The organism is Marinospirillum alkalitolerans (assembly GCF_045055655.1).
In the GTDB taxonomy this organism is placed as follows: Bacteria; Pseudomonadota; Gammaproteobacteria; order Pseudomonadales; family Halomonadaceae; genus Marinospirillum; species Marinospirillum alkalitolerans.
Genome location: NZ_JBANFI010000006.1, coordinates 129,060 through 143,640 on the forward strand (window position 1 = coordinate 129,060; position 14,581 = coordinate 143,640).

14 protein-coding genes are annotated in these 14,581 nt (G+C 53.2%); 10 read left to right on the forward strand and 4 right to left on the reverse strand.

Going from position 1 to position 14,581, the window contains the following annotated elements; genetic code table 11:
* Positions 1-81 precede the first annotated feature (81 nt).
* The 4 genes from aspS to ruvA all read left to right on the forward strand — a co-directional run bounded on the left by aspS (position 82) and on the right by ruvA (position 3,946).
* On the forward strand, positions 82-1,857 hold the full coding sequence (aspS, locus tag V6U78_RS10825) for an aspartate--tRNA ligase (RefSeq protein ID WP_405340515.1): 1,776 nt from the start codon (positions 82-84) through the stop codon (positions 1,855-1,857).
* A gap of 164 nt (positions 1,858-2,021) precedes the next feature.
* Positions 2,022-2,579, forward strand: a complete 558-nt coding sequence (gene ruvC, locus V6U78_RS10830) for a crossover junction endodeoxyribonuclease RuvC (protein ID WP_405340518.1) — start codon at positions 2,022-2,024, stop codon at positions 2,577-2,579.
* An 84-nt stretch (positions 2,580-2,663) separates the two neighbouring features.
* A complete protein-coding gene (locus tag V6U78_RS10835; RefSeq protein WP_405340521.1) occupies positions 2,664-3,341 on the forward strand; it encodes a trimeric intracellular cation channel family protein in 678 nt (225 codons plus the stop codon).
* The gene (gene ruvA, locus V6U78_RS10840) at positions 3,338-3,946 is read left to right on the forward strand and encodes a Holliday junction branch migration protein RuvA (protein WP_405340524.1); all 609 of its coding nucleotides are present in this window, start codon (positions 3,338-3,340) and stop codon (positions 3,944-3,946) included. The genes V6U78_RS10835 and ruvA overlap by 4 nt, the downstream gene beginning before the upstream one ends.
* A 75-nt stretch (positions 3,947-4,021) precedes the next feature.
* Here ruvA and V6U78_RS10845 read toward each other — a convergent pair whose 3' ends face one another.
* Together V6U78_RS10845 and ppsR are read right to left on the reverse strand one after the other, a co-directional pair.
* Positions 4,022-5,173 (reverse strand): iron-containing alcohol dehydrogenase, encoded by a 1,152-nt coding sequence (locus V6U78_RS10845; protein ID WP_405340527.1) that lies wholly within the window; start codon positions 5,171-5,173, stop codon positions 4,022-4,024.
* Between the two features lie 43 nt (positions 5,174-5,216).
* On the reverse strand, positions 5,217-6,056 hold the full coding sequence (gene ppsR, locus V6U78_RS10850) for a posphoenolpyruvate synthetase regulatory kinase/phosphorylase PpsR (RefSeq protein ID WP_405340530.1): 840 nt from the start codon (positions 6,054-6,056) through the stop codon (positions 5,217-5,219).
* A gap of 165 nt (positions 6,057-6,221) precedes the next feature.
* On the opposite strand from ppsR, the gene ppsA reads away from it, so the two are divergent.
* The 6 genes from ppsA (at position 6,222) to V6U78_RS10880 (ending at position 11,773) form a co-directional block, all read left to right on the forward strand.
* A complete protein-coding gene (gene ppsA, locus V6U78_RS10855; RefSeq protein WP_405340566.1) occupies positions 6,222-8,597 on the forward strand; it encodes a phosphoenolpyruvate synthase in 2,376 nt (791 codons plus the stop codon).
* A 54-nt stretch (positions 8,598-8,651) separates the two neighbouring features.
* Complete coding sequence (gene rraA / locus V6U78_RS10860; protein WP_405340533.1) at positions 8,652-9,143, forward strand: ribonuclease E activity regulator RraA; 492 nt, start codon at positions 8,652-8,654, stop codon at positions 9,141-9,143.
* A gap of 98 nt (positions 9,144-9,241) precedes the next feature.
* Positions 9,242-9,841 carry a Maf family protein gene (locus V6U78_RS10865; RefSeq protein WP_405340536.1) on the forward strand — a complete coding sequence of 200 codons (600 nt, stop codon included), beginning with the start codon at positions 9,242-9,244 and terminating at the stop codon, positions 9,839-9,841.
* 58 nt (positions 9,842-9,899) lie between these two features.
* The gene (locus V6U78_RS10870) at positions 9,900-10,511 is read left to right on the forward strand and encodes an IMPACT family protein (RefSeq protein ID WP_405340539.1); all 612 of its coding nucleotides are present in this window, start codon (positions 9,900-9,902) and stop codon (positions 10,509-10,511) included.
* Between the two features lie 3 nt (positions 10,512-10,514).
* Positions 10,515-10,937 (forward strand): peptide-methionine (R)-S-oxide reductase MsrB, encoded by a 423-nt coding sequence (gene msrB / locus V6U78_RS10875; protein WP_405340542.1) that lies wholly within the window; start codon positions 10,515-10,517, stop codon positions 10,935-10,937.
* 77 nt (positions 10,938-11,014) lie between these two features.
* A complete protein-coding gene (locus tag V6U78_RS10880; protein ID WP_405340545.1) occupies positions 11,015-11,773 on the forward strand; it encodes an alpha/beta fold hydrolase in 759 nt (252 codons plus the stop codon).
* Between the two features lie 12 nt (positions 11,774-11,785).
* On the opposite strand, the gene V6U78_RS10885 is transcribed toward V6U78_RS10880, so the two are convergent.
* Both V6U78_RS10885 and V6U78_RS10890 read right to left on the reverse strand, forming a co-directional pair.
* Positions 11,786-12,799, reverse strand: coding sequence for an AbrB family transcriptional regulator (locus V6U78_RS10885; protein WP_405340548.1), 1,014 nt, complete (start codon positions 12,797-12,799; stop codon positions 11,786-11,788).
* A gap of 95 nt (positions 12,800-12,894) precedes the next feature.
* Positions 12,895-14,055, reverse strand: a complete 1,161-nt coding sequence (locus tag V6U78_RS10890; protein WP_405340551.1) for a DUF3095 family protein — start codon at positions 14,053-14,055, stop codon at positions 12,895-12,897.
* Positions 14,056-14,581 lie beyond the last annotated feature (526 nt).

The window sequence follows — 14,581 nt, forward strand, 5'->3', positions numbered from 1 at the left end:
TCCCTGACCTGATCACCGTCCCAGGTGGCTGTTGTCACCTTCACTGATTTTTACATTGACCTTAGAAAACAGGAATTATCTATGCGAAGCCATTACTGTGGTGATTTAAACACCAGTCACCTCGATCAAGAAGTCCTTCTCTGCGGTTGGGTACACCGCCGCCGCGATCATGGAGGGGTGATCTTCCTCGATATGCGTGATCGTAATGGTTTAGCGCAGGTGGTGGTTGACCCGGATACCGAAGAAGCCTTTGCGCGTGCAGATCGTTCACGCAGTGAATATGTACTGAAAATCCGTGGCTTGGTACGTCGTCGTCCAGAAGGCACAGTTAATCTGAACATGCCAACTGGTGAGATTGAAGTGCTGGCCAAGGAAGTTGAAGTGCTCAATACCGCCGAAACACCTCCTTTTATGCTCGATGAGCACGGCAAGGTCGGCGAAGATGTGCGCCTGAAGTATCGCTATGTGGATCTGCGTCGTCCAGATATGGCAGAAAAGCTGCGTTTTCGTTCACGCGTGACCCACCAAATCCGTAACTTCCTTGAAGAACAAGGCTTTTTGGATATCGAAACGCCGATTTTGACACGGGCCACACCAGAAGGTGCGCGTGATTATCTGGTGCCGAGCCGGACGCATGAAGGTCATTTCTTTGCCTTGCCTCAGTCGCCACAGCTCTTTAAGCAGCTGCTGATGGTGGCCGGTTTTGATCGCTACTATCAAATTGCCAAGTGTTTCCGTGATGAAGACCTGCGTGCTGATCGTCAGCCAGAATTTACCCAGATCGATATGGAAGCTTCATTTGTCGATGAGGCCGATATCATGGGTGCGGCTGAAGGCATGATTCGTCAGATCTTCCAAGGCTCGCTGGGTGTGGATCTGGGTGACTTCCCGCACATGCCTTACTCTGAAGCCATGGATCGTTATGGCTCGGATAAGCCAGATCTGCGTATCCCGCTTGAGCTGGTGGATGTCGGTGATTTGATGGCCAATGTTGACTTCAAGGTCTTCTCTGGCCCCGCCACAGATCCCAAAGGCCGTGTGGCAGCGCTGAAGATCAAAGGTGGTGCTGAGTTGTCGCGCAAGCAGATTGATGACTACACCAAGTTTGTTGGTATCTATGGTGCGCGTGGCTTGGCGTGGATTAAAGTCAACAAGCGTGCAGATGGTCTAGATGGCCTGCAATCCCCGATTGTGAAGTTTATGGAAGGCATCATCGATCAGTTGCTGGATCGTGTTGGTGCAGAAGATGGCGATATCATCTTCTTCGGTGCCGATAAGACCAAGATCGTGAACGAAGCCCTCGGCGCGCTGCGTTGCAAGCTGGGTGAAGATCTGAACCTCTACACCTGCGAATGGGCACCGCTGTGGGTTGTTGATTTCCCCATGTTTGAAGAAAACAGCGATGGCAGCCTCAGCGCGCTGCATCACCCCTTTACTGCGCCCAAGTGTACGCCAGAAGAGTTAGAAGCCAACCCTGCTGAACAGCTCTCGCGCGCCTATGACATGGTGCTGAATGGAACAGAGTTAGGTGGTGGTTCGATCCGTATCCATCATCAAGCTATGCAGCAGGCGGTTTTCCGTGTGCTGGGAATCAGTGCAGAAGAGCAGCGTGAGAAGTTTGGCTTCCTGCTGGATGCGTTGAAGTTTGGTGCACCGCCCCACGGTGGTCTGGCCTTTGGTCTGGACCGTCTGATGATGCTGATGACCGGTGCCAAATCGATTCGTGAAGTGATTGCCTTCCCGAAAACCCAGTCTGCCGCCTGTGTGATGACAGAAGCGCCCGGTGAAGTCAGCCCCGCGCAGTTGAAAGAACTCAGCTTGCGCCTGCGGGTGAAGGCCAATACCGAAGCGGAATAAGCTCTTTGGTAGCAGGATGTCGGCCCAGCCCTTCGGGGTTGGGCTTTTTTTTGACCGAGGGATGGTGAAGAGCACCTTGTTAAAATGCTGATTGTTGAGAGAAAGATGAAAAGTCCAAATCTGCAAGCCCCGTCGTGGCATGATCTGCAGCGAGCAGATTCAGCATGGCGCTGATTCTTGGGATCGATCCAGGCTCGCGCATTACAGGTTACGGCTTGGTGCAGGCCGAGCAGGGGCGTTTGAGTTATCATGCCAGTGGCTGTATTCGCTTGCAGGGGGAGACACTGGCGCAGAAGCTGGCGCAGATCTATGCCTCAATCAGCGAATTGATCGCCCAGTATCGTCCAGATCAAGTAGCCATTGAGCAGGTCTTTATGGCTAAAAATGCCGATTCTGCGCTCAAGCTGGGGCAGGCCCGCGGCGCCGCGCTCGTCTGTTTAGCCAATCACGGTTTTGCGGTGCATGAGTATTCTGCCAAGGAGGTCAAGCTGGCGGTCACCGGCAGTGGTGCAGCAGATAAAACCCAGGTGCAGCAGATGGTTGTGCATCTACTGAAGCTTTCTGCGACACCTCAGGCTGATGCTGCTGATGCGCTGGCGATTGCCCTATGCCACGGCTATACCTCTTCAGGTTTGCTGGCCTTATCAGGGCAGCTGCAAGCCAAGGGGCGTGGGGGGAGTCGTTGGCGTGATTATGATCCGCAGCGCCATAAGGGGGTTTAGTGTTCCGCTCGACCTTCGATCAGTATCCAGTGGCGATCAGGTCCAGTAGAATGCTCGCCTTTGTGTCCTGTGGAAATGCACTTCATGAACTTTGATCTCCCGTTGTTTATTCTGATTCTCGATCTTTTTGGCACGGTCGTCTTTGCGGCGGCCGGTGTACTGGCGGCGGCCCAACGCCGTTTGGATTTGTTTGGTGTGATCGTGGTGGGTACGGTGACGGCCATCGGTGGCGGCACGCTGCGTGATTTAATTCTTGGGCGACTGCCGGTTTTTTGGGTGCAGGATAATCTGTATATCTGGATTACCGTGACCACCTCGGTGCTGGTCTTTGCTTCCGCCCGTCGCTTACGCTTTCCACATCAAGCGATACAGATTGCCGATGCGATAGGCTTAGCGGTCTTCACCATTATTGGTGCCAATGTGGCGCTGAGTTTGGGCCATTCGCCGCTGATTGCTGTGGTGACAGGGGTGATGACCGGCGTCTTTGGTGGTATCGTGCGCGATGTCCTCACCGCGGTGAAGCCAATGATTTTTGAGAAGGAAATCTATGCCACCGCCGTTTTTGCTGGGGCATTTGTTTATGTCAATCTGACCTGGTTTTTGCCAGATCACTGGGAAACCTTTAATACACTGGTCGCGATGAGTGTGGTGCTGGGGTTGCGCTTGGCTGCGATCCGCTGGCATTTGCATCTGCCGGTTTTCTTATCGGTCGAAGATCAGCGCGATGAAGATCACAAGATAAACAGAAAGGACAGTCAATGATAGGGCGTTTGCAAGGTCGATTGATTGAAAAGCAGCCTTCTTGGGCGCTGTTGGATGTGCAGGGTGTGGGCTATGAGGTCGAGCTACCCTTGTCGGTGTTTGCGCAGCTGCCAGAGTTAGACCAGCCGTTGACGCTGTGGATTCACCATCTGGTGCGTGAAGATGCGCAGCTCCTGTATGGATTTATGCAGTTGGCCGAGCGCCAGTTGTTTCGTGAGCTGATTAAAGTCAGCGGCATTGGCCCCAAGGTGGCTCTGGCGTTGCTGTCTTCGCTGAGTCTGAATGCGCTGTTGCGTGCGGTGCAGCAGCAGGATGTGGCCACCTTAACGCGGGTTCCTGGTATCGGCAAAAAAACCGCAGAGCGCCTTTTGTTGGATCTCAAAGATCGCCTGAAGGCTTGGTCTGCTTCAGTGGATACGCCCTCAGCGACAGCCGTTGGCACCAGCCCTTCGCTGAGTCTGGACCCGCAGATGGAGGCTGAGGCCGCTTTGGTCGCCTTGGGTTATAAGCCAGCGGATGCCGCGCAGGTGATCAAAGCGGTGGCCGAAGAAGTGGAGGGCACTTCGGATCTGATTCGCGCTGCCCTCAAGCGCTTGGCGCGTTAATAGCGGCGTTGCGAAGGATCACGAATAAAAAAACAGCCTCATGATGAGGCTGTTTTTATCTATGGCGGCGATGGGCTAGAGCGCGCGCTTGAGCAGTGCACGCACTTCTTCTGCGCCGAGCTTACCCTGCTCACCCAGTGGGAACATCTGATGGGCTTCGAGCTGTTCGATCACGGCATCGATGGCTTCAGCGCCTAGATCCACCTCACTCAGATGAATCGGTGCTCCCAGGCGGTGGAAGAAATCAGCGGTCAAGCGGATGGCGCTTTGAATGCGCTCTTCCTCGCTGCCTTCTCTCAGCTGCCAAACACGCTCAGCATATTGCAGCAGCTTCGCGCGCTTGTCCTGGCGGCAATAATCCATCAGCGCGGGCAAAACCATGCTCAGGCTGCGGGCATGATCGACACCATAAAGACCAGTCAGTTCATGGCCGATCATATGGGTAGCCCAGTCTTGGGGAACACCAACACCCAAGAGGCCGTTCAGGGCTTGGGTGGCGGCCCACATGATATTGGCGCGCACTTCAAGATCATCGGGTGTAGTCAGGAGTTTGGGGCCTTCCTCGATCAGCGTCAGCAGCAGACCTTCAGCAAAGCGATCTTGCACCTTGGCATTGACTGGGTAGGTTAAATACTGCTCCATCACATGCACATAGGCATCCACGACACCATTGATGGAATAGTGCAGCGGCAGGCTCAGCGTGGTGGCCGGATCGAGAATAGCAAACTCAGGGCGCACCTTGGATGAGGAGAAACCGCGCTTTTCATGACCACGGTTGACCACCGAATTGGTATTGGTTTCAGAACCCGTGGCCGGGAGCGTCAGAATACAGCCAAGCGGCAGCGCCTGATGCACCGTTGCGCCTTGCGTTAAAATCTGCCAAGGGTCTTCGCCTGTAAAGCAGGCCGCAGCGGCAATAAACTTAGCGCCATCAGCGACCGATCCACCACCAACGGCCAGCAGGTAATCAAAACCTTCTTGTTTGATCTTCTCGACCGCGCGCATCAGTGTGTCATATTGCGGATTGGGTTCAATGCCAGAAAACTCACCCCATTGACGGCCTTCTAGGGCCTGAGCCACCTGTTCATACACCCCGTTTTTCTTGATCGAGCCACCGCCATAGAGCAGCAGCACTTTTTTGTCTTCAGGCAAGCAGCGACTGAGTTGTGCGATCTGTCCTTCACCAAAAAAAATCTGCGTGGTGTTGCTATAGCTAAATTTCATCATCATCAACCTGAGTGCGAGTGGGTTAGTCCTGATTGCAACGCCCTTAGATACTCGGGCGAAAACGCCTTTCTATCCCTGCTTGAGCGAGAATGCGAGTTGAAATCTCCTCGATCGAGTAGTGGGTGGAGTCAATATAGTCAATATTGTGGCGTTGATAGAGACTTTCAACCTCCTGCACTTCGCGTTGGCAGACCTTGAGTGAGGCATAGTGGCTATTGGGGCGGCGCTCATGCCGGATCGAGGCCAGACGCTCAGGCTCAATTGTCAGGCCAAACAGCTTATGGCGATAAGGACGCAGGGCCTTGGGCAGCTCGCTATCCAGCAGATCATCCTCAGTAATCGGATAGTTGGCCGCTTTAATACCAAATTGCAGTGCCATATAAATACAGGTGGGGGTTTTGCCACAGCGTGAGACGCCAACCAGAATCAAGTCGGCCTTGTCATAGTGGTGGGTGCGTGCGCCGTCATCATTATCCAAGGCAAAGTGGACCGAATCAATCCGCGCTTTATAGGTGTCTTCTTTTTCCTTGGTGAGTGCGTGATTTTTACCCACCGAGTAGGTGGAATGGGTTTGCAGTTCTTCTTCCAAAGGCGCTAAAAAAGTAGAGAAGACATCAATATTTAAGGCTTGGCTGGTGTTGATGATGCGGCGGATTTTCTGGTCCACGATGGTATCGATCAGCAGGGGTCTTTGCTGCTCATCGACACAGGTCTGATTGATCAGCGCCACCAGCTGCAAGGCTTTTTCTTCTGTATTGACATAAGGCTTGGTGATCATCTCAAACTGAATCGCTTCAAACTGGGCCAGTAGACTGCGGCCCAAGGCTTCAGCGGTGATCCCGGTGCCATCCGAAATGAAAAAGGCAGTACGCTTGTTTGGCATGGGTGCATCCTATTCTCAATACAAAACATGTTATGATGGCACACAGACGAGCAACCTCAGCTCTATCCATGTGAAAAGTGAATTCTGGCCGTATTGTGCCTAGATTTGCTTTTTTATGCTATTGAGCCGCATTTCAATGGGAGACAGGTCTTGAGTGCAACAGCGATGAATAATGCGCATATTCTGTGGTTTGATCACCTGGGTATGCAGGATGTCGAACGTGTTGGTGGAAAAAATGCCTCTCTGGGCGAGATGATTAGTCATCTGGGTGCTGTCGGTGTTCAGGTTCCGGGTGGTTTTGCCACGACAGCTCAGGCCTACCGCGATTTTTTACAACATGATGGCTTAGCTGAGCGCATCAACCAGGCTTTAGCCCAGCTCGATGTGGATGATGTCAAAGCGCTGGCCACAACAGGCGCGCAGATACGTCGCTGGATTATCGAGACTCCCTTCCCTGAGGCTTTGGAAAGTGCGCTGGCCGAGGCCTATGCCCATCTGGAAAGCCAGTACCCAGATCTCAAAGTTGCGGTTCGCTCATCCGCCACCGCAGAAGACCTGCCCGATGCCTCCTTTGCCGGTCAACAAGAAACCTTCCTCAATATTCAAGGGCTGGCGCAAGTCAAGCAGGCCGTACATGAGGTTTTCGCCTCTTTGTTTAATGATCGTGCCATCTCCTATCGTGTCCATCAGGGTTTTGATCATGCTCAGGTCGCGCTGTCGGCCGGCATCCAAAAGATGGTGCGCTCAGAAACTGGCGCGGCTGGGGTGATGTTTACCCTCGATACTGAATCGGGTTTTCGTGATGCGGTGTTTGTCACCAGCGCCTATGGTTTGGGTGAAACCGTGGTACAAGGGGCCGTCAATCCCGATGAGTTCTATGTCCATAAACCCACGCTGGAAGCTGGCCGCCCTGCTATTTTGCGCCGCAATCTCGGTAGCAAGCTGATCAAGATGATCTATGGCGATACCACCAGCGCTGGCCACTCAGTGAAAACCGTCGAAGTGCCTTTGGCCGAGCGCCAACGCTTCTCGCTCAGCGATGACGAAATCATGCAGCTGGCGCGCCAGGCCATGATTATCGAGCAGCACTATCAGCGTCCGATGGATATTGAGTGGGCGAAGGATGGTGATGATGGTCAGCTGTATATCGTTCAGGCGCGTCCTGAAACCGTCAAAAGTCGCGATGCCAGCAATGTGATGGAGCGCTTTTTGCTCAAGGAACAAGGGCAGGTGCTGGTGGAAGGTCGTGCCATTGGTCAGCGTATAGGTGCAGGCAAGGTGCGCATTGTGGCCGGCCCACACGAAATGGATAAGGTCGAAGCTGGCGATGTACTGGTCACCGATATGACCGATCCCGACTGGGAGCCAGTGATGAAAAAGGCTTCGGCCATCGTCACCAATCGCGGTGGCCGCACCTGCCATGCCGCGATTATCGCGCGTGAGCTGGGTATTCCTGCGGTGGTTGGTTGTGGTGATGCCACCGAAGTGCTCGAAGATGGCAGCCCTGTGACTGTCTCCTGTGCCGAAGGCGATACCGGCTTTATCTATGCTGGCATTCTTGATTATGAATTGCTGACCAATAGCATTGATGCCATGCCGCAACTGCCTTTCAAAATCATGATGAATGTCGGCAATCCAGATCGTGCCTTTGGTTTTGCAGCCCTCCCGAATGAGGGGGTGGGTCTGGCACGCTTGGAGTTCATCATTAATCGCATGATCGGCGTGCATCCGAAAGCCCTGCTTGAATTCGATAGTCTGCCGAGTGATTTGCAAAAAACCATCTCGGCGCGTATTCAGGGGTATCAAGGCCCTGTCGATTTCTATGTCGAGAAGCTGGTTGAGGGGATTGCCAGTCTTGCGGCGGCCTTCTGGCCTAAGCGGGTGATCGTGCGCTTGTCTGATTTTAAATCCAACGAATACGAGAACCTGATCGGCGGTAAGCTCTATGAGCCAGCAGAAGAAAACCCGATGCTCGGCTTTCGTGGCGCTTCACGCTATATCTCAGAGAAGTTCCAAGATTGCTTTGAGCTTGAATGTCGCGCTCTGAAGAAGGTGCGTGATGTGATGGGGCTCAATAATGTCGAGATCATGGTGCCCTTTGTGCGCACTGTCGGCGAAGCCAAGGGTGTTTCTGAACTGCTTGAGGCCAAGGGGCTGGTGCGTGGCGAAAACGGCTTGAAGCTGATCATGATGTGTGAGCTGCCTGCCAATGCCTTGCTGGCAGAAGAGTTCCTCGAGTACTTTGATGGCTTCTCGATTGGCTCGAACGATTTGACGCAGCTCACGCTTGGTCTGGATCGTGATTCAGGCATCGTGGCGCATCTGTTTGATGAGCGAAATCCCGCCGTGAAGCGCCTGCTGTCGATGGCGATTCAAGCCTGTAAAAAACAAGGCAAGTATGTCGGTATTTGCGGTCAAGGCCCATCAGACCATCCCGATCTGGCACGCTGGTTGATGGAGCAGGGGATCGACTCGGTTTCTTTGAACCCAGATGCGGTGCTAGACACCTGGTTTAACCTGGCGAATGATGCGGCTGAATAGGGCGAAAAAGTGGTTTGAGCCTTGTTCTATTTTTATCCAATGAAGGAGTTTGATATGCACTATGTAACGCCGGATTTATGCGATGCCTACCCAGATCTTGTTGAAGTCGTCGAGCCGCTGTTTAGCAACCTCGGTGGCCGTGGCTCTTTTGGTGGCGAGATCGTCACCATCAAGTGCTTTGAGGACAACTCGCTGGTCAAAGAAGAAGTTGAAAAGCCAGGTGAAGGCAAGGTCATGGTTGTTGATGCCGGTGGTTCTTTCCGCTGCGCGATGCTTGGCGATATGCTGGCAGAGAAGGCTGTACAAAACGGCTGGGAAGGCGTGATCATGTATGGCTGCATCCGTGATGTCGATGTGATCGCGGATCTGGATCTGGGTGTGCAAGCACTGGGCACCCATCCCAAAAAATCAGAGAAAAAAGGCGTGGGCGAATACCAAGTTGCTGTGTCTTTTGGCGGCGTGACCTTTGTTCCAGGCGATTATGTTTACGCGGACAATAACGGGATCATCGTTTCTCCTGAACCTTTGGCCATGCCGCAGGACTAAGCGCTGCGCTGCGTGCCACTGCATCACAACAAAGGCCTTGCGGGGCCTTTGTTTTTTCCTGTGTTGTGATCTTGATTTGACCTGTAGAGAACTCGCCCATGCCCCAACGGCTGACTCACATCATCCTGGCCTCGGCCTCGCCCCGTCGCCAGCAGCTTTTACTCCAGTTGCAACCCGCGCTGCAGTTGATGATTCAACCGGCAGAGATAGATGAAAGCCTAATCGAAGGTGAAGCGGCCAGTGTCCGTGTGTTGCGTCTTGCTCAAGCCAAGGCCGAAGCCAGCTGGCAGCGCCTGACACCGGCCCAGCAAGCCTGGCCGCTTCTTGCCGCCGATACAGAAGTCGTGCTCGATGGACAAGCTCTGAGTAAGCCTGCCAGTCCAGAAGAAGCCGCTGGCTTTCTGACGCGCCTTGCTGGGCGCGAGCATCAAGTACAAACCTGCGTGGTGCTCAAAACAGCCCAGCAGACGAGCCACTGTCTTGTCACCACGCAGGTCAAGATGCGAGCCCTTGACCCAGCAGAAATAGAAGCCTATATCGCGACGCAGGAGTATCAAGACAAGGCAGGAGGCTACGCAATCCAAGGTCAGGCGGCTGCTTTTATCGAGCAGATTCAGGGTAGCTATACCAATGTTGTTGGTCTGCCGCTCGAAGCTGTCTACCAGTTGCTGACGCATCACGGATATACCGTTATCTAATTTGTTCGCCCCTGATCTCGATACAATCCGTCGCAGGAGAGGGGCTTGGGAGTCACGCATGGCATGGACTTTGGCTGAACCAGTCACGAGTCATTTGGACATCAAAAAATCTCGCTTTATCGGCTGTGTGCAGCCGGTGAATAGCTTGGCGCAGGCACAACAGGAGATTGCCCTGCTGCGCGCGCAGCACCCAGAGGCGCGCCATGTGTGTTTCGCGCTGCTGCTGCAAGGTCAGGCTCGTTTATCCGATGATGGTGAACCCTCAGGTACAGCCGCCGCTCCGATGCTGAATGTGCTGCAGCATAAGGAGCTGGAAGGGGTGCTGGCCAGTGTGGTGCGCTATTTTGGTGGGATTAAGCTTGGCGCTGGCGGTCTGGTGCGGGCTTATAGTCAGGCGGTGAGTCAGGCCCTCAACGATGCGCCTTTGGTCCCGATTCGTCAGCTCGAAACGCGCAGTTATCGCGCAGGTTTTGAGCATGAATCCCTTTTACGTCGCTTGGCGGAGCAGTATGATCTCACAATCCAAGTTGATTATCAGCAGCAGGTTCAACTGACGCTCGAAGGCGAAGCCGCACAACTCGCTGCCTGGTTCACACAAGCCAGCGAAGCCTGTAGCGGTCGCTTGCAGCAAGAAGCTGATTCCTCATCCCCTGATTCAGATAAGGTCTAATCTATGTCTTTCTCCCTGCGTCCCGATGATGTGACCCCCATCAGCCCTGAAGAGCGTGATCAACTGGCGCTGAAACTGACCGAAGAACAGCGCCATATCCTGCTCCATGAAGGCACAGAAGCGCCTTTTTGTGGCGGCTATTTAGCCAAATCTGGCCCTGGCACCTATCACTGTGCGCTGTGTGATCTTGCGCTCTTTGATGCGGCGCATAAGTTTGATTCAGGTACAGGTTGGCCCAGCTTTACTCAGCCGCTCGCCGCCAATCGTTTGCATCAAGTGGCGGATCATCGTTATGGCATGCAGCGTGTTGAAGTCCGCTGTGCCCGCTGCTCAGGCCATCAAGGCCATGTTTTTCCTGATGGGCCCGCGCCCACCGGCCTGCGTTACTGCATTAATTCGCAAGCACTGGTTTTTTATCCAGTATGAGTTTAGTATCTTGACCTTGTAGGCAAGCTTAGTTTTTTTAGGCTCACTGTGTTCTATTGGTTTATAAGGTGAAGTAGATGAAAAACAGTCTTTTTCTTGAGCAGGGTACGCATCGCATCCACTATCAGGTTATCGGGCAAGGCAAGACTTTGCTTTTACTGCATGGGGGGCTAGGGTGCTTGAATGAAATGCAGCCTTTAGCCGATCACCTAGCAGAGCGCTATCGTGTGATCAGCTTGGACTTTTCTGGTCATGGCTTATCGACTTTAGGACCTCAGCCGAGCAGCTATGCTGCTTATCAACACGATGTTGAGTGTGTGCTGAAGCATCTTGGTGTCGAGCATTATTCTGTGATCGGTTTCAGTGATGGCGGCATTGTTGGTTATCGGCTTGCGAGCGCCGCTGTGCAGCAGGTAGATAGCCTCATCACTTTAGGGGCGCAATGGCGTTTGCAGGATACTGATCCAGCGCGCCCCTTACTCGAGGGGCTCACTGCAGCGACTTGGCAAGCTCGCTTTCCTCAAGCTGTTGCCGATTATCAGTCTACTCATCCTCAGCCTGACTTCCCTGCCTTGGTCGATGCTGTGAAAAGAGTGTGGCTGGATACCTCGGCTCAGGGTTACCCAGACGAGTCGGTGACCAAGATCACCTGTCCGGTGCTGATTCTGCGTGGAGAGAGCGATTTTCTATTTACTTTAGATGAGGCGGTACAGTTAAAAAAACGTTTACCTAGCGCCCATTTTGCCAATCTGCCTTTCGCTTCTCATGCGGTGCATCAGGAATGCCCGACGTGGGTGTGTCAGCTTATAGACGCGTTTTTGGAACAGTATGAATAGGCCAGCCTAGAATCAAGGGGCTGCAGGCGTACGCCACCAAGGCGCGAGTAGCGGAATCAACAGCATTAGGGCGAGGATGCGAAAAAGATGATGCGCGGCGACAAAAACAGGATCGATCCCCAAGGCCAAAGCCATCATGGCCATTTCACCCACGCCGCCGGGTGTCATGGTCAACATCGCCGTGATCAGCGGAACGTCCAGCCACCAATGCATGATCCACGCACTGATGGCGGCGACAGTGAGACCCAGTAAGGACGCAGCTAAAGCGTGTTTGGCGATCCACACCATACTTTGCCACGGCGTGCCATAAAAACGGGCGCCAATCGAAGCGCCGAGCACCAGTAGCGTCACTGAGGTGAGTAGCCAAGGGCTCTGAAAGGGAAAGCCCAGTAAAGCCCAAGTTAAAGACCAGGCTAAAGGGCCGGTGAGTTCAGGGGTAGGAAAACGCAAGCGCTGACCCAGCTGCCAAGCTGGCCAGACACCCAACAGAAGCCAGAGATGCATCGCTTCCATCTGAGCGGGTTGCTGAGACAGCATGGGTTGGTGAGACAAAGTGGCGGCCGGCATCCAAGCCCACAGCAATGCAGGGACGAGCAGAATAACGAAGGTTAAGCGCAACGCGTGAGCCAGAGCAATTTGGCGTTCATCGCCACCTGCCTGCCCACCCATCATAATCATCGCCGTCATCGCGCCAGGCACCGCAGAAAACCACGAGCTGGCACGATCCATCCCAGCAATCCAACGAAAATAGCTGGCGACGACGATAATCATCACAGTCACGCCTAGGCACAGTAGCCCCAGACTCGCGGGCCATTGGCTCACCTGCATCAGCGTCTCTTGAGACGCCTGCCCACCCAAAATTAAGCCAAGAATACCCAAGAAAAAACTGCGCACCTTGGGATGCAAACCCACAGCACAACCCAGTTGACTGGCGATGAGATTGGCCAGCAGCGGGCCAAGCATCCAGGCTAAGGGTAGATGCAGCCAGTGAAATAGACTGCCGCCAAGGGCGCCAATCCACAGCATGCGCCACCAAGGTGTGCGCCAAAAGTCAAAAGAGGCAGAGTTCAACAAGGACACCACAGGATGCAGAAGAAAAAGAAGACGAGCTTAACAGAAAATCAGCGTTGAAGGACCATAGCGGCCTCTTGTGCTTTCAGTGCCTGCGCCGCTAGTGCATAGCCGCCTTGGCAGCCATCAATAAAATGCACATGACGTTGACGGCTTTCGCTAATCAAGCAGGTGAGCTGAGCGGCATGGCTTAAGTGCAAGCCATAAAAAAGTCGACCCGCCATTTTTTGCTCCTCTAGCCAAGCTTTGAGTGGTGCAAGTTCATTTTCATCAGCGGCAAAAATACAGCGATAGTACCCATCCAGCTTGCGGAAGTCAGTATTGGCGCGTGTCTCTTGCTTATATTCACCCCAATGCACTCCGCCGAGGTGAAGCTTGAGCAACATCATCACCTTGCCAAGCAGGGTTTCAAGGCGCAACTTGAACGCAGACCAGGTTGCGTTTGCTCCCGAAGCCGTGCGCACCAGTGTCTCGCTACGTAGCTGAGAGGGATCGAGTGTGAGTTCTAGCCCTGAAGCATCAAAGGGGAGGGTGTGGGCCAAAACATCCATCTTGTGGATCAACTGCTGATAAAGATCCAAGCGCTGCTTGGTGTCCGGTGTCCGCGCGGCCACAATACAGCTGACCATCCATTCCTTTGGGCTCGGGATCGCCTGCCAGCGACACTCAAAGCCTGAAAAATCAGCAGTGCTAAGATCTGCACCTTGAGGCACCGCCCATTGATCTGACTCTTTGATCAACGCCTCAGCTACCAGCAGGCCCTGACCACTAAAAAAAGTTTGTTGAAGATGCTGCGCTTGCTGATAACGGCAAACCGCTAAAGACGCGCTGGAACTGATCTCGCGATAAGGCAAAAGGCTGGCACGCATCGAAAGGCCAAAATAATGCTCAGCCAGATGCTGACAGCCGGCCAAAACATCGCGCACGACTTCAACATGGCTGGGAGGAATGCAAAAACTGGCACCATCGCCACCAAAAACATAGGGGATCTCTAAAGGGCGGAGAGCATTGAGTAGAGCTGCTACAGTGCAGCCTGCCAGCGAGTTGACTTCTCGATAACGCCCTGCTGCAACCGCTTGGGTTGAGTTGCGAATATCCGTGATCACTAACCACCAGTCCTCTGGAAGAGGATGGTAGGCTTCATGCTGAAAGACGTGTTGAAAATCCGTTATAAAAGGTAAACGACTAAAAAAAGACTCGTCTTGCGCCATGATCACTCCTCTTGATGCTTGATCGACTGCACCTTAAGCACTTAGCCCACCTAAAAGGCACGGGTATCCTGATTAACGGGCCGGCCTATTTAGCGTGGGGGCAGGCTTACTCTGCCTGCCTAAGTTGCTGATCAATAAGAAAAGGTCTTATTGCATCTGCCGCACATCTTTGATAAAACGTGCCTTATAGGATGAACCCCGCTCGCAGGATGCGAAAAGACTTTTTTTGCCATCTTGGGGCGGTAGCGTGCCCAGCTCAAACTGTTCTTTTGTACAGCTTATTTTTTCTTCCTTAGAATTGCCGCACGAAAAACAACCTGTTTTGCTTGTGTTTTCAAAGAAAAAGTTTTTTATATCAAGAGGTTAGCGAAAAAGCTAGAGAGTTAACGGGCATGCTTGACTCAATAATCTGCATGCAGGTTAGAGTTTTAGCAAATGAAGAGCCAAAGGCTGATCAGAGAAGGGTTTGAGGGCCATAGCGCTATTTTCTTGTCTTTGATTGAAAAGGCAAGCCCACTAATAAAAT